Source organism: Rhizobium anhuiense (assembly GCF_003985145.1).
Lineage (GTDB): Bacteria > Pseudomonadota > Alphaproteobacteria > Rhizobiales > Rhizobiaceae > Rhizobium > Rhizobium anhuiense.
This window is the reverse complement of the sequence record NZ_ML133521.1, coordinates 1,030,855-1,055,356: the sequence shown is the minus strand read 5'-3', so window position 1 is coordinate 1,055,356 and position 24,502 is coordinate 1,030,855. Positions and strand designations below refer to the sequence as shown.

General features: G+C 63.4%; 22 protein-coding genes. 14 read left to right on the top strand and 8 right to left on the bottom strand.

Translation table 11 applies throughout. The features are described 5' to 3' along the window. Positions 1-195 precede the first annotated feature (195 nt). The 8 genes from EEQ99_RS05090 to EEQ99_RS05055 all read left to right on the top strand — a co-directional run bounded on the left by EEQ99_RS05090 (position 196) and on the right by EEQ99_RS05055 (position 9,155). The gene (locus EEQ99_RS05090) at positions 196-1,806 is read left to right on the top strand and encodes an ABC transporter substrate-binding protein (protein ID WP_127430068.1); all 1,611 of its coding nucleotides are present in this window, start codon (positions 196-198) and stop codon (positions 1,804-1,806) included. A gap of 40 nt (positions 1,807-1,846) precedes the next feature. Further along, positions 1,847-2,836, top strand: coding sequence for an ABC transporter permease (locus EEQ99_RS05085; RefSeq protein ID WP_097594795.1), 990 nt, complete (start codon positions 1,847-1,849; stop codon positions 2,834-2,836). Continuing rightward, a complete protein-coding gene (locus EEQ99_RS05080; RefSeq protein ID WP_127430067.1) occupies positions 2,833-3,666 on the top strand; it encodes an ABC transporter permease in 834 nt (277 codons plus the stop codon). Before EEQ99_RS05085 ends, EEQ99_RS05080 begins: the two co-directional genes overlap by 4 nt. After that, positions 3,663-4,457: an ABC transporter ATP-binding protein gene (locus EEQ99_RS05075; RefSeq protein WP_097594797.1), complete on the top strand. Its 795-nt coding sequence runs from the start codon at positions 3,663-3,665 to the stop codon at positions 4,455-4,457. Before EEQ99_RS05080 ends, EEQ99_RS05075 begins: the two co-directional genes overlap by 4 nt. Continuing rightward, positions 4,454-5,236, top strand: a complete 783-nt coding sequence (locus EEQ99_RS05070; protein ID WP_063476099.1) for an ABC transporter ATP-binding protein — start codon at positions 4,454-4,456, stop codon at positions 5,234-5,236. Before EEQ99_RS05075 ends, EEQ99_RS05070 begins: the two co-directional genes overlap by 4 nt. 11 nt (positions 5,237-5,247) lie before the next feature. Then, positions 5,248-6,342 carry a pyridoxal-phosphate-dependent aminotransferase family protein gene (locus EEQ99_RS05065; protein ID WP_063476098.1) on the top strand — a complete coding sequence of 365 codons (1,095 nt, stop codon included), beginning with the start codon at positions 5,248-5,250 and terminating at the stop codon, positions 6,340-6,342. A gap of 165 nt (positions 6,343-6,507) precedes the next feature. Next, complete coding sequence (locus EEQ99_RS05060) at positions 6,508-7,371, top strand: glycerophosphodiester phosphodiesterase (protein ID WP_174824430.1); 864 nt, start codon at positions 6,508-6,510, stop codon at positions 7,369-7,371. A gap of 128 nt (positions 7,372-7,499) precedes the next feature. Next, a complete protein-coding gene (locus EEQ99_RS05055) occupies positions 7,500-9,155 on the top strand; it encodes a sensor domain-containing diguanylate cyclase (protein WP_127430066.1) in 1,656 nt (551 codons plus the stop codon). 77 nt (positions 9,156-9,232) lie between these two features. On the opposite strand, the gene EEQ99_RS05050 is transcribed toward EEQ99_RS05055, so the two are convergent. Genes EEQ99_RS05050 through EEQ99_RS05020 form a run of 7 tightly spaced genes read right to left on the bottom strand, consistent with a single transcriptional unit; the run spans position 9,233 to position 16,415 of the window. Then, positions 9,233-10,042 carry an inositol monophosphatase family protein gene (locus EEQ99_RS05050; protein ID WP_127430065.1) on the bottom strand — a complete coding sequence of 270 codons (810 nt, stop codon included), beginning with the start codon at positions 10,040-10,042 and terminating at the stop codon, positions 9,233-9,235. After that, a complete protein-coding gene (locus EEQ99_RS05045; RefSeq protein ID WP_047613100.1) occupies positions 10,042-11,046 on the bottom strand; it encodes a LacI family DNA-binding transcriptional regulator in 1,005 nt (334 codons plus the stop codon). Before EEQ99_RS05045 ends, EEQ99_RS05050 begins: the two co-directional genes overlap by 1 nt. Further along, positions 11,030-11,809, bottom strand: coding sequence for a glycerophosphodiester phosphodiesterase (locus tag EEQ99_RS05040; RefSeq protein ID WP_097594801.1), 780 nt, complete (start codon positions 11,807-11,809; stop codon positions 11,030-11,032). Before EEQ99_RS05040 ends, EEQ99_RS05045 begins: the two co-directional genes overlap by 17 nt. Continuing rightward, positions 11,809-12,864, bottom strand: a complete 1,056-nt coding sequence (locus tag EEQ99_RS05035) for an ABC transporter ATP-binding protein (protein ID WP_047613098.1) — start codon at positions 12,862-12,864, stop codon at positions 11,809-11,811. The genes EEQ99_RS05040 and EEQ99_RS05035 overlap by 1 nt, the downstream gene beginning before the upstream one ends. Then, positions 12,864-13,706: a carbohydrate ABC transporter permease gene (locus tag EEQ99_RS05030; RefSeq protein WP_047613097.1), complete on the bottom strand. Its 843-nt coding sequence runs from the start codon at positions 13,704-13,706 to the stop codon at positions 12,864-12,866. The genes EEQ99_RS05035 and EEQ99_RS05030 overlap by 1 nt, the downstream gene beginning before the upstream one ends. A gap of 2 nt (positions 13,707-13,708) precedes the next feature. After that, the gene (locus tag EEQ99_RS05025; RefSeq protein WP_063476092.1) at positions 13,709-15,010 is read right to left on the bottom strand and encodes a carbohydrate ABC transporter permease; all 1,302 of its coding nucleotides are present in this window, start codon (positions 15,008-15,010) and stop codon (positions 13,709-13,711) included. A gap of 58 nt (positions 15,011-15,068) precedes the next feature. Continuing rightward, a complete protein-coding gene (locus tag EEQ99_RS05020; protein ID WP_063476091.1) occupies positions 15,069-16,415 on the bottom strand; it encodes an extracellular solute-binding protein in 1,347 nt (448 codons plus the stop codon). A gap of 247 nt (positions 16,416-16,662) precedes the next feature. Here EEQ99_RS05020 and EEQ99_RS05015 point away from each other — a divergent pair, with 247 nt between their 5' ends. Both EEQ99_RS05015 and EEQ99_RS05010 read left to right on the top strand, forming a co-directional pair. Then, on the top strand, positions 16,663-17,121 hold the full coding sequence (locus EEQ99_RS05015; protein ID WP_047613092.1) for a YbaK/EbsC family protein: 459 nt from the start codon (positions 16,663-16,665) through the stop codon (positions 17,119-17,121). 84 nt (positions 17,122-17,205) lie between these two features. Beyond that, positions 17,206-18,228 carry a Tim44 domain-containing protein gene (locus EEQ99_RS05010; protein WP_063476090.1) on the top strand — a complete coding sequence of 341 codons (1,023 nt, stop codon included), beginning with the start codon at positions 17,206-17,208 and terminating at the stop codon, positions 18,226-18,228. A gap of 26 nt (positions 18,229-18,254) precedes the next feature. Here EEQ99_RS05010 and EEQ99_RS05005 read toward each other — a convergent pair whose 3' ends face one another. Then, positions 18,255-19,286: a hydroxyacid dehydrogenase gene (locus EEQ99_RS05005; RefSeq protein ID WP_127430064.1), complete on the bottom strand. Its 1,032-nt coding sequence runs from the start codon at positions 19,284-19,286 to the stop codon at positions 18,255-18,257. A 295-nt stretch (positions 19,287-19,581) separates the two neighbouring features. On the opposite strand from EEQ99_RS05005, the gene EEQ99_RS05000 reads away from it, so the two are divergent. From EEQ99_RS05000 to EEQ99_RS04985, 4 genes are all read left to right on the top strand, one after another. Further along, positions 19,582-20,181, top strand: coding sequence for a HupE/UreJ family protein (locus EEQ99_RS05000; RefSeq protein ID WP_127430063.1), 600 nt, complete (start codon positions 19,582-19,584; stop codon positions 20,179-20,181). A gap of 286 nt (positions 20,182-20,467) precedes the next feature. Next, positions 20,468-21,046: a GbsR/MarR family transcriptional regulator gene (locus EEQ99_RS04995; protein WP_047613087.1), complete on the top strand. Its 579-nt coding sequence runs from the start codon at positions 20,468-20,470 to the stop codon at positions 21,044-21,046. Between the two features lie 4 nt (positions 21,047-21,050). Next, positions 21,051-22,796: a thiol reductant ABC exporter subunit CydD gene (cydD, locus tag EEQ99_RS04990; protein ID WP_063476087.1), complete on the top strand. Its 1,746-nt coding sequence runs from the start codon at positions 21,051-21,053 to the stop codon at positions 22,794-22,796. Beyond that, the gene (locus EEQ99_RS04985) at positions 22,793-24,481 is read left to right on the top strand and encodes an amino acid ABC transporter ATP-binding/permease protein (RefSeq protein ID WP_127430062.1); all 1,689 of its coding nucleotides are present in this window, start codon (positions 22,793-22,795) and stop codon (positions 24,479-24,481) included. Before cydD ends, EEQ99_RS04985 begins: the two co-directional genes overlap by 4 nt. The last annotated feature ends 21 nt before the right edge of the window (positions 24,482-24,502 follow it).

Here is a 24,502-nt window from a genome sequence, read left to right as displayed (position 1 = left end):
ATCGGATCCGATTTTCGGGGAGGATGATGCGCCAATCAAAGTGATAGAGCGTCCTTAGCGCGTCCTGTTGGACGCGCGGCGCTCTGGGTGACAAAAAATGTCTCGCGGTGTCCGAGGTTTAGAATTTAACCTCTATGACAATCGGCGTTTCACCCTGAATATGGGCGCTTGAAATTCGATCGATCAGGAGGGGTCATGACCGTACCATCTATCTCGCGGCGCACACTGATGAAGGGCACCGCCCTGCTCCTCGCTTCGACGGCGCTCGCTCGCCAGGCGCTGGCGCAGGCGGCGCCTGCCGGTGGCCGGCTGATCGTTGCGGCCGATTCCGAACCGAAGAACCTCAATCCGGCGATCGTCGCCTCCAACGGCGTCTTCTTCGTTGCGAGCAAGGTGATCGAGCCGCTTGCCGAAGCCTCGTTCGACGGCAAGGACGGGCTTGCGCCGCGTCTCGCCACCGCCTGGGAGGGGTCGGCCGACGGCCTCTCCGTCACCTTCAAGCTGCGCGACGGCGTGACCTGGCACGACGGCAAGCCGTTCACCTCGGTCGATGTCGCCTTCTCGGCGCTCAACATCTGGAAGCCGCTGCAGAATCTCGGCCGTCTGGTCTTTGCCAATCTCGAAGCCGTCGATACGCCCGATGACTACACCGCCATCTTCCGCTTCTCCAAGCCGACGCCGTTCCAGCTGATCCGTAACGCCCTGCCTGTCGTCACCAGCGTCGTCGCCAAACACATCTTCGACGGTACCGATATTGCCACCAATCCGGCTAACACCACGCTTGTCGGTACCGGGCCGTTCAAGTTCGCCGAACACAAATCCGGCGAATATTACCGGCTGGTGCGCAATGAGAGTTACTGGGACAAGGAGCAGCCGAAACTCGACGAGATCATCTTCCGCGTGCTGCCCGATCGCGAGGCTGCGGGTGCAGCACTCGAGGCTGACGAAATCCAGCTTGCCGCCTTTTCGGCGGTGCCGCTTGCCGATCTCGACCGCATCTCCAAGGTCGAGGGCATCAAGGTGATCTCCAAAGGCTACGAGGCTTTGACCTACCAGCTCGTCGTCGAGATCAATCACCGCCGCAAGGAACTGGCCGATCTCCGGGTCCGTCAGGCGATCGCCCAGGCGATCGACAAGAAATTCGTGGTCGACACCATCTTCCTCGGTTACGCCGCCGCTGCGACCGGCCCGGTGCCGAAGAATGCGCCGGAATTCTATACATCCGATGTCGCGACCTATGCGTTCGACCCCTCCGCCGCCAACGATATTCTCGACAAGGCCGGTTACAAACAAGGGCCTGATGGTAACCGTTTCTCGCTGAAGCTGCGCCCCGCACCCTATTTCAACGAGACCCGCCAGTTCGGCGATTACCTTCGCCAAGCGCTCGCCGTCATCGGCATCGATGCCGAGATCGTTAATGCCGATGCGGCCGCGCACCAGAAGGCTGTTTATACCGACCACGACTTCGACCTTGCCGTCGGCCCGCCGGTCTTCCGCGGCGATCCGGCGATCTCCACCACGATTCTCGTTCAGTCCGGGACGCCAGCCGGCGTGCCCTTCTCCAACCAGGGCGGCTACGTCAATCCGGAGCTCGACAAGGTCATCAAACAGGCCTCCGAGACGGTCGACACGGCGGCGCGCACGGATCTCTACCGCAAGTTTCAGCAGCTCGTCGTCGCCGATCTGCCGCTGATCAACGTGGTGGAATGGGGGTTCATCACCGTCGCGCGCGACACCGTGCTCAATGTTGCGGACAATCCGCGCTGGGCGGTCTCGAACTGGGGCGATACCGCGCTGCAATCGTGATAGGATCGGCAGCAATTCTCTTCCAGAGGCCCTGTCCGGCGTGAAACGAGCCATCATCCTCCTGAGGCGCAGGGCAATCAGCAGCATTCCGGTGCTGCTGATCGTGGTGATCTTCACCTTTTTCCTGCTCGAATCCGCCTCGGGCGATGCCGTCGACGCCTATCTCGGCTCGATCGGCGGCGGCGATGCGGCACTCAGGCAGTCGCTGCGCGAGAGCTACGGCCTCGACCAGTCGATGTTTGCGCGCCTCTGGCTCTATCTTTCCTCGCTGGCGCGGCTCGATCTCGGCTGGTCGGTCGCCTTCAACCGGCCGGTCGGGGCGCTCATCACAGAACGCCTGCCCAATACGCTGCTGCTGATGGGCAGCGCGACGGCACTTTCCTTCGGCGTCGGTTCGGCGCTCGGCATCCTTGCCGGGGCGCGGCCGGGTAGCGTGCGAGATCGGATGCTGTCGATCGGCTCACTGATCGTCTATGCCATTCCGAGTTTCTGGCTCGGCCTGGTTCTCAGTATCGTTTTCTCGGTGAAGCTGCGTTGGTTTCCGATCGCCGGCGTGGAAACAATCGCTTCCGGCAAGACGGGATTTGCCCGCGCGCTCGACATTGCTGATCATTTGGTTCTGCCGGTGGGCGCGCTCGCGCTGATCTATCTCGCCTTGTTCCTGCGGGTGATGCGCAGCGGTATGGCCGAGGCCTGGAAGCTCGATTTCGTGCTCTTCGCCCGCGCCAAGGGCCTGTCGCGCAGCCGTATCGTGCTGCGTCACGTGGCGCGCAATGCGCTGCTGCCGCTCGTCACCATGCTCGGGCTGCAATCGGCGGCCATGCTCGGCGGCAGCGTGGTGATCGAGAGTGTCTTTGCGATCCCCGGTTTCGGCCGGCTGGCGCAGGAGGCGGTCAACGGTCGCGACGCGCCGCTGTTGATGGGCATCGTTGTCACCAGTGCCGTCCTCGTCATATCGGTCAATGTCCTCGTCGATCTCGTCTATGCCGCGCTCGACCCGCGCATCGGCGCATCGGAGGGCGGCGTATGAACTGGCTGCGGCGCCTGCTGCGCACGCCGGAAGGTGCGGCCGGACTTGCGATCCTTCTCATCCTGCTTTCGGCCGGGCTGCTCGCTCCCGTCGTTTCGCCGGGCGATCCGCTGAGGATCGCCGGCCGCGCGCTGCTGGCGCCGTTCACCGATCCGGCTTTTCCGCTCGGCACCGACCGTCTCGGCCGCGACGTCCTGGCGGGACTGCTCTACGGCGCCAGAACGTCGCTTGCCGTCGGTCTGGCGGCGGCGTTTTCAGCCATGGTGCTGGGGCTCTGCGTCGGCATGGCGGCCGGTTTTGCCGGCGGGCTTATTGACGAGGCGCTGATGCGGGTGGTCGACGCCTTCCAGATCGTGCCGGCTTTCCTGCTCGCCCTTGCCTTCGTCAGCACCATCGGGGTGTCGACGCCCATTGTCGTCCTTGCCATCGCACTCGGGACCTGGGCCGATCCGGCACGGCTGACGCGAGCGCAGGTGCTTGCGATCCGCGAGCAGGATTATGTCGCCTCGGCAAGGGTGATCGGCATGCATCCGGCCGAGATCGCCTTTCGGGAAATCCTGCCGAACGCGCTGCCGCCGGTACTGGCGCTTTCCGCCACCAACGTCGCCGGTGCTGTTCTCACCGAGGCCGCGCTGTCCTTCCTTGGCCTCGGCAATCCCAATATCGCCACCTGGGGTTCGATGATTGCCGAGGGCCGCAGCGTACTGCGTTCGGCATCCTATCTCTCGGTGATACCGGGCGCTGCCCTTGCCGTGACCGTGCTCGGCGTCCATCTCTTCAGCGAGGGTCTCGGCAAGGCGCTTGGTCATGACGGCGGGAGCGCGCCATGAGCAGCATTTTCTGCAGCCTCAGACAGCTTTCGGTCACCTATGAGCGCAGGAGGAACGGCGTAGCCGCGCTCGACGGTATCGATCTCGATATCACAGCCGGTGAAAGGCTGGCGATCATCGGCGAAAGCGGCTCCGGCAAGAGCACGCTCGCCCGCGCCCTTACCGGCCTGCTGCCGGAGGGCACAAGGGTCGGTGGCGAGATGCTGTGGCCCGGACTCGGCCATCCGCCTCGCCCGGGGCGCGATTTCGGCTTCGTCTTCCAGGATCCCGGTTCCAGCCTCAATCCCGTCCTGACGATTGGCGAACAGGTCGCCGAGGGCGCCAGGCGCCATCTCGGTCTCAGCTGGAAACAAGCCTATGTCAGGGCCGAGGAATTGCTCGGACGGGTGCGGATACCGCAGCCTGACAGGACCATGCGGGCCTTTCCGCATCAGCTTTCCGGTGGCCAGCGCCAGCGCGTGGCGATCGCCGCGGCCATTGCTGCGAGGCCTGCGCTGCTGATCGCCGACGAGGCGACCAGCGCGCTCGACGTGGTCGTCCAGGCCGAGATCGTCCGTCTGCTCGACGGGCTGGTGCGCGAGGACGGCATGACGCTGCTGTTCATCACCCACGACATCGCGCTTGCCTCCGGTTTCGTCGACCGCATCGCCGTCTTCCGCAATGCGAGGCTGGTCGAGGCTGGCCCCGTCCGTTCCGTGCTTTCGGCGCCGAAAAGCGACTACACCGCCGCCCTCATTGCCAGCCATCGCGACCTCGCGACGCCGCCGCTGATCGCAGAGGTGCAGCCATGAACGATGCGCTGCTTTCCGTCGAGAACCTGTCGAAAGGGTTTTCTTCCGGCGCGCGCCAGGTTGCAGCCCTCGACAATGTGTCGCTGACGATCTCAGCCGGCGAAACGCTCGGCCTCGTCGGCGCCTCCGGCAGCGGGAAATCGACGCTGTCGCGCCTCCTGCTGCGGCTTCTCAGCGCCGATGCCGGGTCGATCCGCTTCGAGGGGGTGGATTGGCTTGCCCTGAACGGTGCGTCGTTGCGCCGCCGGCGGGCGCGCATGCAGATGGTGTTCCAGGACCCGCTCGCAGTCTTCAATCCGCTGGCGAGCGTTGGCGCCGTGCTCGACGATCCGCTTCGCATCCACGGGGTCGTCGCGAAAGACCGCCGCCGCGACGAGATCGTCATGCTGCTCGAACGCGTCGGCCTGCCTGCCGATTATGCCGGTCGGCCGGTCCGTTCGCTCTCCGGCGGCCAGCGCCAACGCGTGGCGATCGCCCGGGCGATTGCGGCACGGCCCTCGCTGCTGGTGCTGGACGAAGCCGTATCGGCCCTCGACGTCACCGTGCGCGGCAGGATCCTGGAACTTCTGGTCGATCTGCAGAAAGAACAGGGCATTGCCTGTCTGTTCATTTCACACGATCTTGCCGTCGTCCGCGCCGTTTCCCACCGCATCGCCGTCATGGATGGCGGGCGGATCGTCGAGACCGGTCCGGCCGCGGCGCTCGTTGCCGCGCCGCAATCCGATGCCGCTCGCGCGCTCGTTGCCGCCGTCCCCCGTCTCGCGACCGATCCCTGCTGAAGGAAGTATCCATGTCCGATCTTGGTTGGAATCCCCTGCATGGCGTACCCTCCTATCCCGCGGAACGCTACGCAGCCCTTGCCGACAGGATCGGCCGCCTATTGCGCAGCCGTGGCGACATATTGCTTGTGCAGGCAGAGGCAGTGGTGGCGCTGGAGGCGGCAGCGGTCAGCCTTGCGCGCCCCGGCCTTACCGCACTCAACATCGTCACCAGCCTCTATGGCGGTTGGTTCGGGCAATGGCTGCGGCGGGGCGGTGCAACGGTTGCCGATATCGTCGCCGAACCAGGCCTGCCGATCGAGATCGATGCCGTCGCCAAAGCACTCGACGCCGGTTCTCGCATCGATGTGCTCGCTCTGGTTCATGCCGAATCCGCCAGCGGCATTCTCAATCCCCTGCCCGAGATACTGGCGCTTGCGCGTGATCACGGCATCGTCACCGTCGTCGATGCGGTCGCCTCGGTCGGCGGCCACGGGCTCGATGTCGACGATCTCGGCATCGACATCGCGGTGATCGGCCCGCAGAAGGCACTCGGCGGTCCGGCTGGTGTCTCCGCGCTCTCGGTCAGCCGCCGTGCCTGGGATTTCATTCTCCGAGATGGCGCACCGCGCGATTCGATCTTGTCTTTGGCGGACATGAAGAGCTGGGTCGATAGCGGCCGGTTCGGCCTGCCGGGAACGCCGGCGCCGCTGGAATTCTTCGCGCTGGAAACGTCGCTCGACCGCATCGAAGCCGAAGGCCTGGAGAATGTGGTCGCCCGCCATGCGCTTGCCGCATCGGCAACACGGGCGGGGCTTGCGGCACTCGGAACTCCGGTCTGGGTGCCGGCAGCAAAGGCGTCGAACCTGGTGACGGCGGTGCCGGTGCCGGAGGCGCTGGCACCTGCCGTGCTGATCACTGCCGCCGGACGACTGGGGGTCGAGCTGACCGAAGGTGTCGGAACCGCGCCGGCCCGTCTCGTGCGGCTGAACCACACAGGTCCGCGCGCCACATTCCAGACGGTGCTGTCGAATGTCGTGGCCTATGGCGCGGCCCTCAGGCAGGCCGGTCATCTCGCGGATATATCAGCCGCTTCCGAGGCGATTTCGTCGGCCTATAGCCGCTGAGAGATGTTCCCGGAACCGGGACGGCATGTCGATGACCACAAGGCCGCCGCCCGGCTTACGCTTGGCCCGGCAAAAACCCTCCGGCATCCCGATAAAGCCGTATTCAGTCCTTGATAATCGTCGCTCGCCAAGGCAGGAGAGAGGCATCGTGGAGACTTGGTGCAGATGACGAGATTGCTGGATGCGCAGGGCCTGGAGATTTCGCATGAGGGGCACCGCACCCGCCTGAAATGGCATAGGTTGCGCAAACGGTTTGCCGATCCGCTGTTCTCAGCCGAGGTCATGGCGGAAGGATTTGCCGCCGGCGCTTCGATGGAGCTCGATCTGCGCGTGCGCGCCGATAGCGGTTTCGTCGTGCTGCACGACGAGGACCTCGAAGGTGAAACGACCGGGCATGGACCGATTGCCGAAAAAAGCCTTGGTGACCTCGGCGATATCAGGATGCAGGAGGGCGACCGGCCGCTGATCCTCAGCGAAGATCTCGCCGCCATGCTGCAATCGGCCCATCCGGCCGCGCTGCTGCAATTCGACATGAAGGACGACTACGAGGCGATCGGCGCCAGGGGCATTGAGCATCTTGCCGCGCATTTCCGCGATATCGCCGCCTCGGTGATCGTTAGCGGCGGCAGTCTCGATCTCATCGTCGCGGTCAAGGAGAAGCTTCCGCATCTGCTGCGTGGCATCGATCCCACCGACAAGCTCTACGATATCAGCAAGGCTCGCGGCTGGAAGGCTGTCGAGGCGGAATTGCGCGCCGACCTGCGCGGCCCGACCGAACCGGACACGATTTATTTGCAGTGGTCACTGATCCTGGACGCCGCCAGGGACGGTCTCGACATGATCGCGCTCTGCCAGGACCAAGGCAAACGCGTCGATGCCTGGACCTTCACCCTGAAGGATCCGGAGGCTGGTTTCAGCGAAGCGGAACGGTTGAATTTCTCGGCGCTGATGGCCCTGAAGCCGGATCAGATCACGACCGACGAGGCACCGGCGACCGAACGCGCCTGGCGCCGCCGCATGGCAGTCTAACAACAAGCATCGGAGTATCATTTCGAAAGGTGTGAGCCGCTGTCGGGACTCTATTTCTCGGCCTGTCGCATGTTTTGCGTAATTTGCATCATTTTAAACTTCTGATGCTATCCATATCCAGCAGACAAATGTTGGTGTTCGATATGCAAGTTGTTGATACTAAAGCAATTGCGCAACAAGCAAATTCCAGCTTGCAGGAAGCGTGGCATCTTGGGTGCACAGGCCGCTCCGTCGAGGCACTCACACTGGCCGGCCAGATCCTTGCGGATGCCACGGCGCGGGGCGACGATCGGCTCGCTGCTCAATGCGACACCGACATTGGCTGGTACTGTTTTCAGATCGGCAAGGCCGAACTTGGCCTGACGCATGTCCGCCGGGCGGTAGACTTCTGGAAAACGAACGGGGAGCCCAGACAGGAAGCCTATGCCCGGGCCTATTTCGGATGGCTGCTGCTGGAATTGGGCCTGCCGGAGGAAGCGATCGAAGAAGCCACGCACGCGTTGGATCTGGCCGACAAGACAGCAGACCCGAAAGCGCAAAGCCTGGCCACCAACGTCATTGGAATTATCTTCTGGTACAACAAGCAGCCCGACCGGGCCATCCTGATGAGCGAGAGGTCTGTCGAACTCGCCAGATCGATCGGCGACAAGACCTATGAATGCTGGTGGCTCATCAATCTCGGCGGCGCTCATTCGGAAGCCGGATATATCGCGCAGGCGCTCGATCAGCCGGAGCAAGGCCACCAGATGCTGGTGAGAGCGCTGGAACTGACCGAACAGGCGCTCGACATCGCAACCGAGACTGGCGATCGCTGGGCTGCCCGCATCTGTCTCGGCAACAAAGCCGAGTTCCACAGCCACCTGGGCGAGCATGACAAGGCGCTCCAGTGCATGGTCCGCTACCGGCTGTTGCAGGAGAACAGCTATGTCAGGGACAGGCAGCAATATCTCTACACCTTGGGCCAGATCTACAACAATTCCGGCAAATTCGCGGAAGCTCTAGCGCCGCTGCTCGAGGCGGTGGAGCTGATAGACGATGGCGGCAGTTTCGATTCCTATATCCAGATCTATCTTCATCTGTCGCAAGCCTATGAGGGGCTGGGACAGTTCGATCCGGCGCTGGCGGCCCATAAAAAATATCACCAAGCCTATTTGCGCAATAGCGCCGAGAGAACCCAGCAGCGCGCCCGCCTTGCCGAAATCTACTATGAAACCAAGCGGTTCAAGGAAGTTGCCGAAACGGAGACGAAGCGCGCAGAAACGCTGGAGGCCTCCTATCAGAAGCTGCAGGAGCAAACCGATATCCTTGCCAGTGCCGTCTATGTGGACCCGCTGACCGGCCTCTATAACCGCAAATATCTCGACAGCCGTTTCAAAGAGCTGACGTCCGAGAAGCGCCCATATTCCATCGCTATGCTGGATGTCGATCACTTCAAGTCGGTCAACGACAACTTCTCTCACATGATCGGCGACCAGGTCCTCAGTGCCATTGGCACCATATTGCGCGGCCAACTGCGCATTACCGATCAGGCAATTCGCTTTGGCGGCGAGGAATTCGTCGTCCTGCTCGCCGGCGCTCCCCGGGGCGCCGCCGATGTCTGCGAGCGGCTGCGTTTGGCCGTTGAACAGTGGGCCTGGTCCGAGATCTGCAACGGGTTGCACATTACGATCAGCATCGGTGTCGCCGGCACCCTGTCTGCCACTTCTCCGAACGAGATCCTGGCGATCGCCGATCAGAATCTCTATGCGGCGAAAAAGAGCGGCCGCAATCGCGTTGTTTCGTAACCGGCGTTTCCGCAGCTTTCGGGTCAACGTCGCAGTTACGCCAAATCGGGCGGGTCGCCTCTTTGGGAATGGTCTATTTATAGCCCTTCAATGTCGAGGATGAAGGCGAATTCGCCGGCAAGCCCCGGCGCGTGGGCTATGACAGGCCCGCCTTGCGCAAGCAGCCTGTCGACCGGCGGCATCGCCACCACAGCGCCGGCCTCTTCGGCGATCAGCGCGCCGGCGAGCATGTCCCAGGCATTGAGGTGGCGTTCGTAATAGAGATCGGCAGCGCCCTCGGCGACGCGGACGAGGTCGATCGCGGCCGCGCCCATGCGGCGATAATCCATGCCGCGTTCGTGGAGCCGCCGCGAAAGCGCGAGATGGTCTTCAAAGCTCGTCTTGCGGGAATGACCGAGAATGACGAGCGCATCGGCCGGATCGACGGTCGCAGCCGCGTGCACCGGAAGCCCGTCCTTGAAGGCGCCGCCGCCGCGCACGGCGTGAACGACCTTGTCGGCGGCGGCGTCATAGACCACGCCGATCTCAACCTTTCCCGAGACGACGAAGGCGATCGATACGCCCCAGTGCCGGAAACCCCTGATATAATTGGTGGTGCCGTCGATCGGATCGACGACCCAGGTGCCGCCCTCGCCCGATCGTCCGCCGCTCTCTTCGCCCATGAAAGTATCGTCCGGAAAGCGCGACAACAGCCCGTCGCGGATTGCCTGCTCGGCCTTTCTGTCGGCGATGGTGACGAAATCCTGCAATCCCTTGTTCTCGACGGCGAGAATGCCGGGGTCAGAGTCGCGCCGAAACCGGGCCGCTTCCCGTCCGACCTCGAGGGCAACTGACATGGCGACCTCCGCCCGAGCGCGGATGGCGGCGGCATCGAATGCGGAATTCATCAGGCAGTCCTTCTTCTGATCAATGTCACCGGCGTGAATTCGACACGCGCCGTCAGGTCCGGCTCGGCCATCCGGCTCATCAGCAGGTCGACCGTCTTTTCAGCCTGGACGTCGCAGGGCTGGCGGATGGTCGTGAGATCGTAAGCGGTCCAGCTCGCTTGCGGAATGTCGTCATGGCCGATGATGCGGAGCGGCGGCGCGTCATCGCGGCCGCGGCCCTGCATGACGCGGTCGATCACGCCGCAGGCCATGTAGTCGTTGGCGCAGAACAGTCCGTCGATGCCCGATGCGGCAAGTTCGGCTGCCGCATCATAACCGCTCCGGTAGTTGTTGATCCTTACCTGCAGGAATTGCGCCTCGACGCCGAGCTGCCTGCAACGCGCGATGAAGGCCTCGCTGCGCCGTCGCGCCGTATAGGATACGGCAGGTGCGGCCATCACGGCGGGCTTTCGCACGCCGCTGTCGATCAGCTGGGTGGCGGCGAGATGGCCGGCCATCCGGTCGTCGGAAATGATGCGGTCGACGAAGGGGATGTCATTGCCCTTGTTGATCAGCACGATCGGCACGCCTTCGGCCGCGCACTGCTCGCAGATCTCGGTCGGCGGTGCGTCCGAGGTGACGATGACGCCTGACACGGCGTAATGCAGCAGCTGACCGATGACCGTCGAAGTATCGGCCTCCGGCGAGGTCGGCAGCAGGATGGGACGGAAATTGCGGGCGAGCAGCACTCTTGCGAGATTCTCGATCTGTAGCGTGCGGAACGGGTTGTCGAGGCCGGCAGCGACAACGCCGACGAGATCGGAGCGTTTGTTGGTCAGGCTTCGAGCAAGATAGTTCACCCGGTAGCCGAGTTCCTTGGCGGCCTGGTAGACTTTCTCGCGCGTCTTCGGCGAGACGCTGGCATCCGGCGTGAAGGCGCGCGACACGGCGGCGCGCGAGACGCCGGCCACACGCGCCACATCGAAGGAGGTTACCTTGCGCGGTCCCTTATCCCTGTCTGCCAACTGCTTTTTCCTTAACCGCAGGCGACCGCATCAGATCGGGCAGATCCGTGCAGATGCCGAGAACGGGAAGCTTCATGATGTCGTCGAGAATGGCCGGTCGCTCCTCGTGCCAGAGCACGATCTCGCGGCCCGCCTCGAAGGCGCGGCGCATCAGCGCCTCGGTGACCAGATCCTGCGGACGCTCGCCTGCCCTCTCCCAGCACAGATGCAGGATATCGGCGCCGGCCTCGTCGCCGAGCACATGCGGATCGTGGCCGACGCGGATCAGCACCGAGAGCGGAAAATCGCAGGCCGCGTCACGGAGTTCGCGCACCTGCGCCGTGTCGAAGGAGCCGAGACAGGCGAAACGCTGGTTCATCTCGGCAAGATGCCGCCAGCAGCGCATGCCGGTCCCAGGCGCTTTCAGCTCGACATAGAGACCGGTCCCGGTCTCGCGGCCGAGAGCGGCGACCTCCGAAAAACTCGGCACGTCGACACCATCGAGTCCGGCAAGCTCCGCTGCCGTCATTTCGGAAATGCGGCGGTCGATGCCGAAGACGCGCTCGAGATGATCGTCATGCGAGACGACGACCACGCCGTCGCTGGTCAGCTGCGTGTCGAGCTCCCACATCTCAGCGCCGAGTTCGGCGGCGCGGCGAAAGGCGGCAAGCGTGTTCTCGGGTTCATGGCCGCTGGCGCCACGATGGCCGATGCAAAAGGGAAGCCGGCCCTTGGCCGCTGGCCAGCCGTAACGCTCGAAAAATCTCGAAAAATCGCGGGGCATCAGAGCCTCCTGCCATGTTCATCGAAGACGAATATGCCGCGGCTGTCGATCGCCCAGCGGACGTCGTCGCCGACATGGATATCGCTGCGTACCGGCTGGATGGAGCGCAGCAGCGGTCCGCCGGCAAGAGCCACATCGTAGAGGTTCTCGCGGCCTTGCGTTTCGGCGAAGGTGATCTTGCCGGGCACGGGGATGTCGCCCGCCGGCGTGAAATGCTCTGGCCGGACGCCGAGCATCAGCTTCGTGCCCTCGGCAGCGCCGATGGTATCGGGCAGCGGCACGCGGATCTCGCTTTCCGGGATCGTGAAGGCGCCCTTGTCGACGACGCCGCGCAGGAAGGTGATCGGCGGGTTGCCGAGAAAGCCGGCGACGAAGGCTGTCTTCGGATCGTTGTACATTTGGGCCGGCGTGGCGATCTGAACGATCTCGCCTTCCTTCATGATGGCGATGCGGTCGCACATGCTCATCGCCTCCACCTGGTCATGGGTGACGAGAATGGCGGTGATGCCGGTCTCGCGCTGCAGGCGGCGGATTTCCGAGCGCATTTCGAGGCGCAGCTTGGCGTCGAGATTGGCGAGCGGTTCGTCGAGCAGCAGCACGTCGGGTTTGCGGATCAGCGCGCGGGCGAGCGCCACGCGCTGCTGCTGGCCGCCGGAAAGCTGGGCCGGCCGGCGCCCCATCAGGTTGCCGATCTGCACGAGGGCTGCGATCTGGTCGACCTCCTTTCGGATTTCGGCGGCGGACACGCCCTTCACCTTCAGGGGAAAGCCGATGTTTTCTGCAACCGTCATGTGCGGGTAGAGCGCATAGGATTGGAAGACGACGCCGACATTGCGGGCCTGGCTCGGCAGATCGGTGACGTCGCGGTCACCGAAGAGGATGCGTCCGCCGGTCGGCCGGTGAATGCCACAGACCGCAAAAAGCGTCGTCGATTTGCCGCAGCCGGAAGGCCCGAGCAGCGCCAGCATCTCGCCGTCGCCGACTTCGAGCCGCATGTTCTCGATGACCTTGGTGGAGCCGAAGCTCTTCGAAAAATTGTCGAGGAGGATGCGCATCAGCCTTTGCTCCCGCCGCCGTAGATGTTCATGAGATATTTGTTGAAGAGTGCATAGGCGATCAGAACCGGGAGGAAGTAGAAGATGCCGACCGCTTTGAACATGTTGAAATCATAATTATTGTCGTCGACGAGGAAGCCGGCGAGATAGACCGACAGCACCTGCACCTGATTGCCAGGCGCCAGCACCTGCGGCAGGATAAATTCACCCCAACCGGAGAGGAAGGAGAACAAGCCGAGCGCCATGATGCCGGGCTTGACTTGCGGCAGCACAAGGCTGCGCCAGACGCGGAAACGCGAGGCGCCGTCGACGACGCCGGCCATTTCGATTTCCCACGGCACGGTGTCGTAGAAGCCTTTCATCAGCCAGATGCCGAGCGGCAGGTCGATCGCCGCCTTTACCAGGATGACGCCGATCAGCGAATTGTAGAGGCCGATCATCTGCAGCACGATGAAGATGGCGATGATCAGCGTCACCGAGGGGAAGGCATGCAGCACCATGACGCCGGCAAGGAAGAAGCCGCGCGCCGGGACGTTCAGCCGCGATAGCACATAGCCCGCCATCGACGAGACGATGAGCACGACGCTGGTGGTGCAGGCTGCAAAGAGCAGCGTATTCACCGTCACTTGCCAGATGTTCGCCTTGCCCGCCGTCGTCTGCCACAGGAAACGCCAGTGCTCGAGCGTCAAGCCGGAGGGCAGCAAGGCATCCGGCTGCCTTACCGTCACGGTGTCGAGGAAGAGATAGGCATACATCAGGAGCAGCGGCAGGCTGACGATTGTCAGTGCCGATATGACGGGCCAGCTGCGGTAATTTGCCGAGGGCTGCGATTGTTCGGCCATGGTCAATCCTCGATCAGGGGCTTGGCGACAAGCGTGCCGTAGTTGAAGACGCGCAGATAGAGGAGCGACAGCACCACGCCGATGACGACGAGCACCAGCGCCATGGCGGCACCCAGCCCATATTCGAGATTGCCGGCATAATTCCTGAGCGCGGTGTGATAGGCGGCCAGCGCCCAGACCTCGGTCGAGTTGCCCGGTCCGCCATTGGTGGCAAGCAGGATTTCATTGAAGGAGGCGAGCAGCGACAGCGTCTGATAGCAGGTGACGAAGAGGATCGGCCAGCGCATCTGCGGCAGAATGATGTAGCGGATCTGCTGCCAGCGTGAGGCGCCGTCGACCTCGCTCGCATAGAACTGGCTCTTCGGAATGGCTTTCATCGCCGAGGAGAAGACCAGCATGCCCATCGAGGCGCCGATGAAGCCGTTGATCAGCACAACGAAGATCCAGGCATTATAGGCGTTGTCGAGCAGATAGTTCTTCGGGGGATAGCCGAACTTGCCCATCAGGATCGAAATGAAGCCGGTATCCCAGGCAAGCCATTTCCACAGCATCACATAGATGACGACGGGGGTGATGCGTGGCAGGAGCCAGATGCCGCGGAAGATCGAGGCTGGCGTCGGCGGCATGTAATGCGTCCAGATCGCCAGTAGCAGCGCATAGCCGACATTGAAAAGCGTCAGCACCAGCGCGACATAGAGCACGGTATTCAAGAGCACGCGCGCCATGTCGGGTGAAGTGACCAGGCGCGAGAAATTGTCGGTCGTCCAGATCCAGCCGGTATAGGTGGCCGTGGCGACGGTTTCCTTCTCTTCCGGGGTCAGCTTGAAACCCAGAGAATCCAGCGCCGAAAAGAGCTGCCCCTTGCTATCGAAGCGAGTGTTGAGGACGGAGCGGTTGAACTGTTCGGAGATCTGCTTGACCTCGCGCGTCGAAGGCCGCTCGGCGAGATCCTTGAGCATGCGCTCGACGTCCCGGCGCGCTGGAAAGACCTCGCCCATATGTTTGGCACGCAATTCCGCCGCGATCCCAGGCGCAAGTCCGAGGCCCTCGACGGCCTTGAGGCCAGCTTCGTCGACCGTGTAACGCGGTTCGGCCATCTCGGCGGCGATGTCGGGCAGCGCCGATTTCAGCGCGATCAGGGAATTGGGCGCGATCTGGTAGACACCGCCTGATATGCCGGTCGCCGTCGTCATGCTGGTCATCGAGAAGACTGCCGTCAGAACGACCGGCATCAGGAAGAACAGGACGATCATGATCGCCGCAGGCGCGATCATCACCAGTCCGAGCGTTCTGGACGATTTCATGGAAGCCCCTCATCGCGAACCGACCGGGCGGCGGGTGCCGCCGCCCGGAGCTTCGATCTTAGCGGATGACGATCTTGTCGCCGAGCGTGCTCTTCAGCTCGCTCTCGGCATCACCAATGGCGGCGTCGACGGTCTTGGCGCCGGTCCAGGATGCTTCGAGGTTCTTCCACATGATGTTCCAATATTTGCCGAAATCGGAATTGTTCGGCATGGCATTGGCATGCGGCAGCAGGCGCTCGGTGGCTTCGCGGGTCCAGCGGTCGGCCGAGTAGAAATCGACTTGCGATTCCGCCTCGGAAATGCCGAGATGGGCCGATTTGACCGCATGCAGCGCGTTGATGCGCGGCTCGGAGGCGATCGTGATCAGCTGGGCGGCGATATCGGTGTCTTCCTTGTCGTGACCCGCTGTCAGCAGGTAGACGAGCGGGTGAGTCAGCGTGTTGGCCTTTCCGCCTTCGCCGGCCGGGATCAGCGTGAAGATCACGTTGCCGAAGAAATCCTTGAGACCTTCCTGGTTGACAAGGCGGGCATAGTGCCAGGTGCCGCCGTCCCAGATGCCGGCCTTGCCGGTGGCGACTTCCTTCCACCACTGGTCGCCCGGCATGCCGATGTGGTTCTTCTTGGTGACGCCTGATTTAACGGCATCGGCGAAGAACTGGTAGGTGCGGGTCATTGCCGCCTTGTCGAAAACGAGCTTGCCGCCTTCTTCCATCGTGCCGCCGAAGCTGGTGTAGAACTGCCAGTAATCGGGTCCGTTGCTAGCGCGCGGATAGAAACCGTAGCCGGCCTGGACCAGGCCCTTGTCCTGCATCTTCTTGGCGTCTTCAAGGAGGTTCTTCATGGTGTACTTGCCGTCCTGGACGCTCTGCGGCAACGCATCCAGATCGGCGTCGCTGTAGCCGATCGCCTTCATGTAAGGCTTCCAGAAGAACATCGGGCGGGATTCGGCATCCTGCGGAATGCCGTAGACGGTGCCGTTGTAGGAGGCGATCTGCAGCAGATTTTCATAGATGCCGTTGAGCGGCCAGGAGTCGAGATCGACGTAATCCTCGATCGGGACGATAAGGCCGGCCTGCGACCAGGGCGCGATGTCTTCATGGCCGCTGACGACGATGTTCGGCGCGGTCTTGGCTTCCGCGGCAAGGGTCAGCGCCTGCTTGAAGTCCTCCCAGGCGGAGTAGGATTTCTTGTCGACGGTGATCTTCAGGTCTTCGCCCTTGAGGGCGGCCTGGCGCTGCAGCTGCTGGGCCGCGATCTCGATGGCGTCGAGGCGATAGACGTCGTTCGGGCCGGTACCGCCGGCCCAGACGCTGATGGTAACGTCCTTGGCAAAGGCGAAAGCGGAGGTCGAGGCCAGAATGGTGGCCGCGATCGTGAGGGATTTCAAGCTCGGCAGAATAGTCATCTTCTTCGTCTCCCTAGAAGAGCAGTGTGAAGCCTCTTGACGGGTCAGCACTGCTGATGATGACCGCTCCGAAACCCCACGAAAACGTGACAATGTCCGCTTTATGGACTGAACGTAACGGCCGAATGACAAAATTGAGCACGTGTGCAAATTTATTATGACGATGTCCGGAAGACTTGCAAGCGGCGGTTTTCGACGGGCGTCTTTTACGCTTCAAATTGCGCTTTTCCTGCGTTAACGTCCCGCCATGAGCCTCGAATCCGTCCGCGCCTTTCTCAGCGTCCACGCACCCGATATCGAAATCATCGAAACCGCCGAGAGCTCCTCGACGGTGGCGCTTGCCGCCGAAGCCCACGGCGTCGAGCCGGCCCAGATCGCCAAGACGATCTGCCTGCGCGTCGGCGAGCAGATGATGTTGGTCGTTGCCGGCGGCACGGCAAGGCTCGACAATCGCAAGTTCAAGGACACCTTCGGAGCCAAGGGGCGCATGCTCGACGCCGAAGAGGTGGTGGCGGTCACCAGCCATCCGGTCGGCGGCGTCTGCCCTTTCGGCCTGCCCTCGCCGCTGCCCATCTATTGCGATATCTCGCTGAAACGCTTCGATGAAGTCGTGCCGGCGGCCGGCTCGACGAATTCGGCCGTGCGCATCGAAACCGGACGGCTGGCGGAGCTGACAGGCGCCAGCTGGGTCGATGTCTGCCAGTAAAATGGCCGAAGAACTTCACACCGGGCAAAGACTACCTATATTACCTCTCGACATGCCGTCATTGTGCATGACAGGAGATCAGGAATGCCGAGTGCCGTTTCGCGTTTTGCCAAGATCGCGGCAATTGCCGCACTGACGAGCGCTACCGTTTTTGCTTCCCTCGACGATGCCGAGGCGCGCCGCGCCGGTAGCGGCGGTTTCGGAAGTCGCGGCACGCGCACCTTCCAGGCTCCGCCCGTCACCAGCACCGCGCCCGGGACTGCGGCACCGATCGAAAGATCGATGACGCCGCGTCCACCGACCACGGCACCGGCGACCGCGCAGCAACCCTTCGGCACCCAGCGCCCTGGTCTCTTCGGCGGCTTCGGCCGTTCGATGATCGGCGGCTTGATTGCCGGCGGCCTTCTCGGCATGCTGCTCGGTCACGGTTTCGGCGGCGGCTTCGGCTTTCTCGGCATGCTGCTGCAGATCGCGCTGATCGGCGGCGCCGTCATGCTCGCCATGCGTTATTTCGCCAATCGCCGCCAGCCTTCCTACGGCGTCGGCGGCCAGAGCCGATCCTCGCCACAGTCCTATGGCCAGCAATCCTATAGCATGTCGCCTGCCGGCAATTCGTCCTTCCACATCCCGGCGATCGGTTCGGGCGCCGGTTCAGCTTCGTCTTCGCGCGGCAACCGCCCGAGCGACGAGATCGGGCTGGCGCAGGCCGATCTCGATCAGTTCGAGGAACTGTTGACCAGCGTTCAGACCGCCTACGGCGCCGAAGATTACGGCACGTTGCGGCGCCTGACGACGCCCGAGGCCATGTCCTATCTTGCCGAGGAACTCGGCGAAAACGCCACCAACGGCGTGCGCAACCGCGTTTCCGACGTCAAGCTGCTGCAGGGAGACATTGCCGAAGCCTGGCGCGAGGACGGGCAGGAATTTGCCACGCTCGCCATGCGCTACTCCTCGATCGACGCCATGATCGAACGCGACAGCGGCCGTGTCGTTTCCGGCGACGACCGCCGCCCGAGCGAAAGCGTCGAGGTCTGGACCTTCGTGCGCAAGCCGGGCGCCGACTGGAAGCTCGCCGCGATCCAGGGCACGGAGCAACGCGCCGCGTGATGCGGCGCGCAAAGCCGATACTCTCTTTAATTCACTGCGACCGGTTTGGAACGCATGCGGGAAACCGTCTCGCGTTCCGCCCGCTTGCAGCGCATCGGCGGCAGGCCGCGATCCATCAGGTCCATGTCTTCGAGCACCATCTCGCCCATCTTCTTGAAGGCGCTGTCGAGTGCGCCGGCGCGATGCGCCGAGCGGATGAAGCCCTTCAGGCGCCGCACCGGATGATCGGCCGGCAACGGCTCTTCAGGGTAGACGTCGCTCGCCGCGACGATATGGCCTGACGAGACGGCCGCCATCAGCGCATCGAAATCGACGACATCGGCGCGGCTGAGCAGGATGAAGGCGGCGCCCTTGCGCATGCTGGCGAAAGCCTCCGCGCCGAGAAATCCCCTGTTCTCGCTGGTGACGGCGGCGACGACGAAGATGAAATCGCTCTTCGTCAGAACGTCCTCCAGGCTTGCCGGCTCGACGCCGTTTTCCTCGAGGATCGATTGCGGCAGCCAGGGATCGAACACCCGGATGCGGGTTCTGAAGCCGGACAACACTCGTCGCAGCGCCTTGCCGAGATCGCCGAAGCCGACAATGCCGATCTCGGAGCCGGCGAGCAGCCGCGCACTCGAATTGCCCTCCCCGCCCCAGAGTTCGCTGCCCTGGCGGAAGGCGACATCCGCATCGACGATGCCGCGCGCCAAGGCCAGCGCGAAACCGAGACCGATTTCGGCGACCGGCTCGGCAAAGACCTGGCCTGTGGTCACGACATGGATGCCGCGCTCGAAGAGCACCTCATAGGGCATGTTGTTGAGAAGATTGCTTTCGACGTTGAGGATCGAGCGCAAGGCCGGCATACGTCCCAGCGTTTCCGCCGAAAGCGGCGGCTGGCCGATGATGTAGCGCGCCTTGCCGAGGATCCCGTCGCCGAGCCCGGCGATATTCTCGGGGTCGGCCTCGACGATCTCGTATTTCACATGCAGTTCGGCCCGCGCCTTGTCGCTGAAGATCAGGTCGAGCGTGCGCGGCTCGGGGGCGCTGATTGCCAACGGCCGTTCGGTATTCGTCATAGGCATCTCCTCCATCGCGGCGGCTTTCGCCATCTCCGCCGGACGATTGATAGCCGCTGTGCGGGATCGTTTCCAGTTCGCGGAAAAGAACTTTAGAAAACGAGGGGCGCTCGGCGTTGGGAGGCGCTGTCGAAAGCGGCATCTGCCTATCAGATAAGCAATTGAATTGGCTTGTTATTTCGCGGCATTTTCGTTGACGGCGGGAATTCTTTGAACTAGCGTGGTGCACGCGACTTGGAACCATACCTGTGTTCGGCGGCCGCAGGATATTCGAAAACTCATGAGGGAATGAGCAATGAAATCAGCACTCAAGAGCGGTCTGCTTGCCTTGGCTGCCGCAGCGCTTCCAGCCGCCGCCTACGCCCATCCCGCCATCGGCGAAGCCGCCGGCTTCAGCCATGGCTTTGCCCATCCGATCTCTGGCCTCGATCATGTCCTCGCCATGGTGATGGTCGGTGTTTTCGCATTTCAGCTGGGCGGCCGCGCCACCTGGCTCGTGCCGACGACCTTCGTCTTGGTGATGGCACTTGGTGGTTTCCTCGGCGCTACCGGCGTCAATATTCCCTTCGTTGAAACCGGCATCGCGCTTTCCGTCGTCGTCCTCGGCGCCATCGTTGCGCTCAATGTCAAGGCGCCGCTCGCCGCAACACTCGGTGTCATCGGCCTCTTCGCCATCTTCCACGGTCATGCACATGGTGCCGAAATGCCGGAAAATGCCGCCGGTGCTGCCTATGCTGCCGGCTTCATGATCGCGACCGCACTGCTGCATGCCGCCGGCCTCACGCTTGGTTACCTCATCGGCCGCGCCGGTGAACGTCAGGGGCTTTTTGTGACGCGTACGGCAGGCGGCATTGCCGCCATATCGGGCGTCGGTATCCTGGCCGGCTTGATCTGAGCCTGGCATTTCTGAACAAATACGAGGCGGCGTCCTAGACATCTCAATCCGACAGAACGCCCGGCATGCCTAGCGCATCGCCGGGCGTTTCTGCGTCTCGCTGCAAAGGGCTCCGGATTTGACCCAAGTCAAATTCAGCGGCGTTGCGCCCGGCTATAGATAGCCAACGATCAACGACGGGACACCCAAATTGACGCAGGGCCGCCTTGCCGATTGCCGGCGAGACGCGAAAGTCAGTATAGTAATTTCAGAAATTTCTGAAATCTCAGACGCAACGGAAACGACCATGAACCTTCCGCCTCTCGTCCAGTCCTTTGTTCTCCATTTCGGCGAAATGGGATCCCGCTGGGGAATCAACCGCACGGTCGGCCAGATCTACGCCCTGCTCTTCGTTTCTCCGGCGCCGCTCTGCGCCGAGGAGATTGCCGAGTCGCTCGGTATCTCGCGCTCCAATGTGTCGATGAGCCTGCGCGAACTGCAAGCCTGGAACCTCGTTCTTCTCAAACACAGGCCGGATGATCGCCGCGATTTCTTCACGACGCCAGATGATGTCTGGCACATATTGAGGACGCTTGCCGAGGAGAGAAAGAAGCGGGAAGTCGATCCGACGCTGTCTGTTCTGCGCGAAATCCTGATGCAGCGGCCGGCGAGCGACGCCGAGCGCCATGCGCAGCAGCGGATGAGCGAGATGCACACGCTGATCGAGCAGCTGACGCATTGGTATGACGACGTAAAACAACTTGAAACGGAAAGGCTCGCAACGCTACTCTCGCTGGGTGCGAAAGTGACCAAGCTTCTGGAGGCCAAGGACCGGGTCGTTTCGCTCGGCCGCAGCCGCCGGCCAAATCCTGCGAACAAGAGTTAGCGCCATGGGCACTGCTTTCTTCGACGCGAAGGACAGACAAGAGGCCGAGCCAATGCCGGAGGGCGATCCTGTCTCGCCTGTCACAGGTCCCAACGGTACGAAAGGCGGGCTGCGCAGAGCGGCAATGCTGCAGGCGCTGGGCGCCGCCATCTGGATCCCGCAGGCCGGGTTGCTGGCCGTCTCGGTCGGCCGCATCGCCGATGGCGGCGGATGGCATGACGTTCTATGGCCGGCCCTCGGCATCCTTGTCCTCGGGTTTGCAAGAAGCTGTCTCGACGCGGCCGGCGGCCGCCTGGCCTTTCATGCCGCGCGCGGCGAGCTCAGCCGCAGGCGGAAGATTGCCGCCGCGGCACTTTCCATGTCGTCGCCGATCGATCGCAGCCGGCCGGCCTCCGGCAAAGCCGCAAGTGTGCTTGGCGAACAGGCCGAACTCATCGTGCCTTACCTCGCCCGTTTTCAGCCGGCGCGCATGAAGGCGAGCCTCGTGCCGCTCATCATCCTTGCCTTCATCCTTCCGGTCTCCTGGATCGCCACGCTGGTTTTGCTGTTCGCCGCGCCGCTGATCCCGATCTTCATGGCGTTGATCGGCTGGCGTGCCCAGGCGGCCAGCGAAAGACAGCTGGTTGCGACCGGCGGCCTCAACGGCTTCCTGCTCGATCGGCTGCGTGGACTGGCGACGATCCGCGCGCTCGACGCGGTGGATGCAACCGCCCTGCGGCTGCGTTCGGAAGCGGAGTCGCTGCGAGTGCGCACCATGGCGGTTCTGAAGATCGCCTTTCTGTCCTCGGCCGTGCTTGAGCTTTTCGCAGCCCTCGGCGTGGCGATGATAGCCGTCTACGTCGGCTTCAGCCTGCTCGGCGAAATCCGCTTCGGCACTTGGGTAGGCCGGCTCGACCTGACGGAGGGATTGTTCATCCTGCTGCTGGCGCCGGCCTTCTTCGAACCGTTGCGTGAACTTTCGGCCGTCTGGCACGATCGGGCGGCGGGCGAAGCGGCGCTGAAAGCCATGGACGCCATCGCTGCCGACGGCCTGTCCATCCAAGGAGCAGTCGAAGTCGCGCCGGCGGTACCTGCCGTCGCCAAAGCGCCTGATATCCACCTTGAAAATCTCGCCTTTCGCTACGCCGCCGACGAACCGTTGGTGCTCGACGATTTCAACCTCGATATCGTAGCCGGCGAACATCTGGCGCTTCTCGGCGCCAGCGGTTCCGGTAAGTCGACGCTTCTTTCGTTGATTTCAGGACTGGCGCCCTGCACCGGTGGCCGGATCGTCATCGGTGGCATCGAGCTTGCGGACGATACCGCCGCCGTCCTGCGCGGCAGCATGGCGTGGATCGGCCAGAGACCGCATATTTTTGCCGGTACCATCGCTAGCAATATCGCGCTCGGCAGGCCCGGCATGCTGCGCGGCGATCTGACGGATGCGCTCGATGCCGCGAGACTGCGGAAGGTTGCCGAGGCCTATGGCAGCCGGCCGCTCGGCGAGGGCGGAATCGGACTTTCCGGCGGCGAGGCGCTGCGGCTGGCGATCGCGCGGGCCGCCTGCAATCCGCATCTTAGGATCATCCTTGCCGACGAGCCGACTGCGCATCTCGACGCCGCCACCGCCGCCGAGGTGACCGAGAGCCTACTTTCGCTCGCCAGGGACCGTATCTTGATCGTTGCGACCCACGATCCGCTGCTTGCCGCCCGCATGCATCGCATCATGCGCATCGACACTGACCTCGTCATGAGGGAGGCCGCCGAATGAGCACATTTGCTACAAACCTCAAGCCGCTCCTGCGACTCTTCTTTGCCGAACGCCGGCGTGCGCTGCTGCTGGGCGCAGCACTTTCAGCGGCGACGGTGACGGCCGGCATCGCCCTGCTCGGCCTGTCCGGCTGGTTCATCACCGCCACCTCGCTCGCCGGTCTTTCCGCCGCCGCCATCACCTTCGACGTCTTTGCGCCGTCGGCCGGCATCCGCCTGCTCGCCATCGTCCGGACGGCCGCGCGCTACGGCGAGAGGCTTGCGACGCATGATGCAACGCTCGGCGTGCTCGCCGCCCTGCGCGAAAGGCTGTTTCGCGGCTTTGCCGAACCGAGTGCGGCTCGCACCCTGCTCTATCGTCCCGCAAGGCTGCTCTTCCGGCTGACGGCCGATATCGATGCACTCGATTCCCTCTATTTGCGCATTCTCGTGCCGGCTACGGTGGCGATCGGCGCAGCGCTGGCAGCAAGCCTCGCACTGGGGCTGATGCATCCCGTGTTCGGTCTGTGTTTCGGCCTTTTTCTCGCCGGCGCCGGGCTCGGCCTGCCTCTGATCGCCGGCCGGGGGGCGCGCAAACATGCCCGCAGGCGCGCCCATGGCATTGAGGGGTTGCGGTCGCGGACGATCGATCTCGTCGCCGGCCAGACCGATCTCCTGATGGCCGGTCGGCTTGCCGCACAGAGACACGCGATCATGGCAGCCGACAGCTATGCCGCCCACGCCGACGACCGGCTGAACCGCGTCGAAACCGGCCTGACATTCGGCTTCGGCCTCGTTTCGACGCTGCTGTTGACGGCATCGCTGCTTGCCGTTGCAGCGCTTGCGGAAGCCAAGGTGATTACCGCTCCCCTCGCCGCGCTCGGCCTGCTCGTCGCCTTTGCCGCGGTCGAACCTTTTGCAGCACTACGCCGCGGCGCCCTGGAACTCGGCAGAACGCTGCTCGCGGCAGCGCGGATCGCGCCGCGGCTTGTCGCCGCGACAGAACCCGAACCATTGGCAGCGCCTTTGCCGGGATATGCTTTCTCACTGGCTGATGTGTCAGCCTTCCATGAAAACTCCGCCGCGCCGGCGCTTGAGGGTATCGAACTCACGCTTCAACAGGGCGAACGTCTCGCCGTCATCGGCAGCAGCGGCGCCGGCAAGTCGAGTCTGCTTGCTCTCCTTTCCGGCGAGTTGCCGGCCCGGACGGGAAGTGTTGCCGTGACAACGGCGACCCTGCTGACGCAACGGACGGAACTCTTCGAGGACAGCCTGCGCGGCAACCTCTGTCTTGCGAACCCGGATGCCAGCGAGGCCCGTCTTCTTGAGGTGCTCGCCGCCGCCGGCCTGCTTGCCGATATCGAGGCCATGCCGCGGGGGATCGATACGCCGCTCGGCGAAGGCGGGATCGGTCTTTCCGGCGGCCAGTCGCGCCGGCTGGCGCTTGCCCGGCTCTTCCTGCGCGACACGCCGCTCTGGCTGCTCGATGAGCCGACAGAGGGTCTCGACGGCGCCACCGCCCGTGACGTGATCGGCCGGCTGTCGAACATGGCGGCAGGCCGGTCGCTGGTGATCGCCACGCATATCCGCCGCGAGGCTGATATCGCCGACCGCATCGCCGTCATCGAAGACGGCCGCATCTCAGAGATTTCGCGCCGCGGAGAGGCGGCGTTCGAAAAGGCGCTTAACCGGCTTCGGCCGGATTGAGCAAGCATGCCCTCACGCGCC

What these genes read in the sequence shown, in the direction of transcription:
- EEQ99_RS05075 (WP_097594797.1), top strand. Translation starts at nt 3,663, where the DNA reads ATGAGCAGCATTTTCTGCAGCCTCAGACAGCTTTCGGTCACCTATGAG.
- EEQ99_RS05055 (WP_127430066.1), top strand. Translation starts at nt 7,500, where the DNA reads ATGTTGGTGTTCGATATGCAAGTTGTTGATACTAAAGCAATTGCGCAA.
- EEQ99_RS05030 (WP_047613097.1), bottom strand. Translation starts at nt 13,706, where the DNA reads ATGGCCGAACAATCGCAGCCCTCGGCAAATTACCGCAGCTGGCCCGTC.
- EEQ99_RS04995 (WP_047613087.1), top strand. Translation starts at nt 20,468, where the DNA reads ATGAACCTTCCGCCTCTCGTCCAGTCCTTTGTTCTCCATTTCGGCGAA.
- cydD (WP_063476087.1), top strand. Translation starts at nt 21,051, where the DNA reads ATGGGCACTGCTTTCTTCGACGCGAAGGACAGACAAGAGGCCGAGCCA.
- EEQ99_RS05070 (WP_063476099.1), top strand. Translation starts at nt 4,454, where the DNA reads ATGAACGATGCGCTGCTTTCCGTCGAGAACCTGTCGAAAGGGTTTTCT.
- EEQ99_RS05080 (WP_127430067.1), top strand. Translation starts at nt 2,833, where the DNA reads ATGAACTGGCTGCGGCGCCTGCTGCGCACGCCGGAAGGTGCGGCCGGA.
- EEQ99_RS05090 (WP_127430068.1), top strand. Translation starts at nt 196, where the DNA reads ATGACCGTACCATCTATCTCGCGGCGCACACTGATGAAGGGCACCGCC.
- EEQ99_RS05005 (WP_127430064.1), bottom strand. Translation starts at nt 19,286, where the DNA reads ATGACGAATACCGAACGGCCGTTGGCAATCAGCGCCCCCGAGCCGCGC.
- EEQ99_RS04985 (WP_127430062.1), top strand. Translation starts at nt 22,793, where the DNA reads ATGAGCACATTTGCTACAAACCTCAAGCCGCTCCTGCGACTCTTCTTT.
- EEQ99_RS05010 (WP_063476090.1), top strand. Translation starts at nt 17,206, where the DNA reads ATGCCGAGTGCCGTTTCGCGTTTTGCCAAGATCGCGGCAATTGCCGCA.
- EEQ99_RS05015 (WP_047613092.1), top strand. Translation starts at nt 16,663, where the DNA reads ATGAGCCTCGAATCCGTCCGCGCCTTTCTCAGCGTCCACGCACCCGAT.
- EEQ99_RS05025 (WP_063476092.1), bottom strand. Translation starts at nt 15,010, where the DNA reads ATGAAATCGTCCAGAACGCTCGGACTGGTGATGATCGCGCCTGCGGCG.
- EEQ99_RS05020 (WP_063476091.1), bottom strand. Translation starts at nt 16,415, where the DNA reads ATGACTATTCTGCCGAGCTTGAAATCCCTCACGATCGCGGCCACCATT.
- EEQ99_RS05040 (WP_097594801.1), bottom strand. Translation starts at nt 11,809, where the DNA reads ATGCCCCGCGATTTTTCGAGATTTTTCGAGCGTTACGGCTGGCCAGCG.
- EEQ99_RS05050 (WP_127430065.1), bottom strand. Translation starts at nt 10,042, where the DNA reads ATGAATTCCGCATTCGATGCCGCCGCCATCCGCGCTCGGGCGGAGGTC.
- EEQ99_RS05065 (WP_063476098.1), top strand. Translation starts at nt 5,248, where the DNA reads ATGTCCGATCTTGGTTGGAATCCCCTGCATGGCGTACCCTCCTATCCC.
- EEQ99_RS05060 (WP_174824430.1), top strand. Translation starts at nt 6,508, where the DNA reads ATGACGAGATTGCTGGATGCGCAGGGCCTGGAGATTTCGCATGAGGGG.
- EEQ99_RS05035 (WP_047613098.1), bottom strand. Translation starts at nt 12,864, where the DNA reads ATGCGCATCCTCCTCGACAATTTTTCGAAGAGCTTCGGCTCCACCAAG.
- EEQ99_RS05000 (WP_127430063.1), top strand. Translation starts at nt 19,582, where the DNA reads ATGAAATCAGCACTCAAGAGCGGTCTGCTTGCCTTGGCTGCCGCAGCG.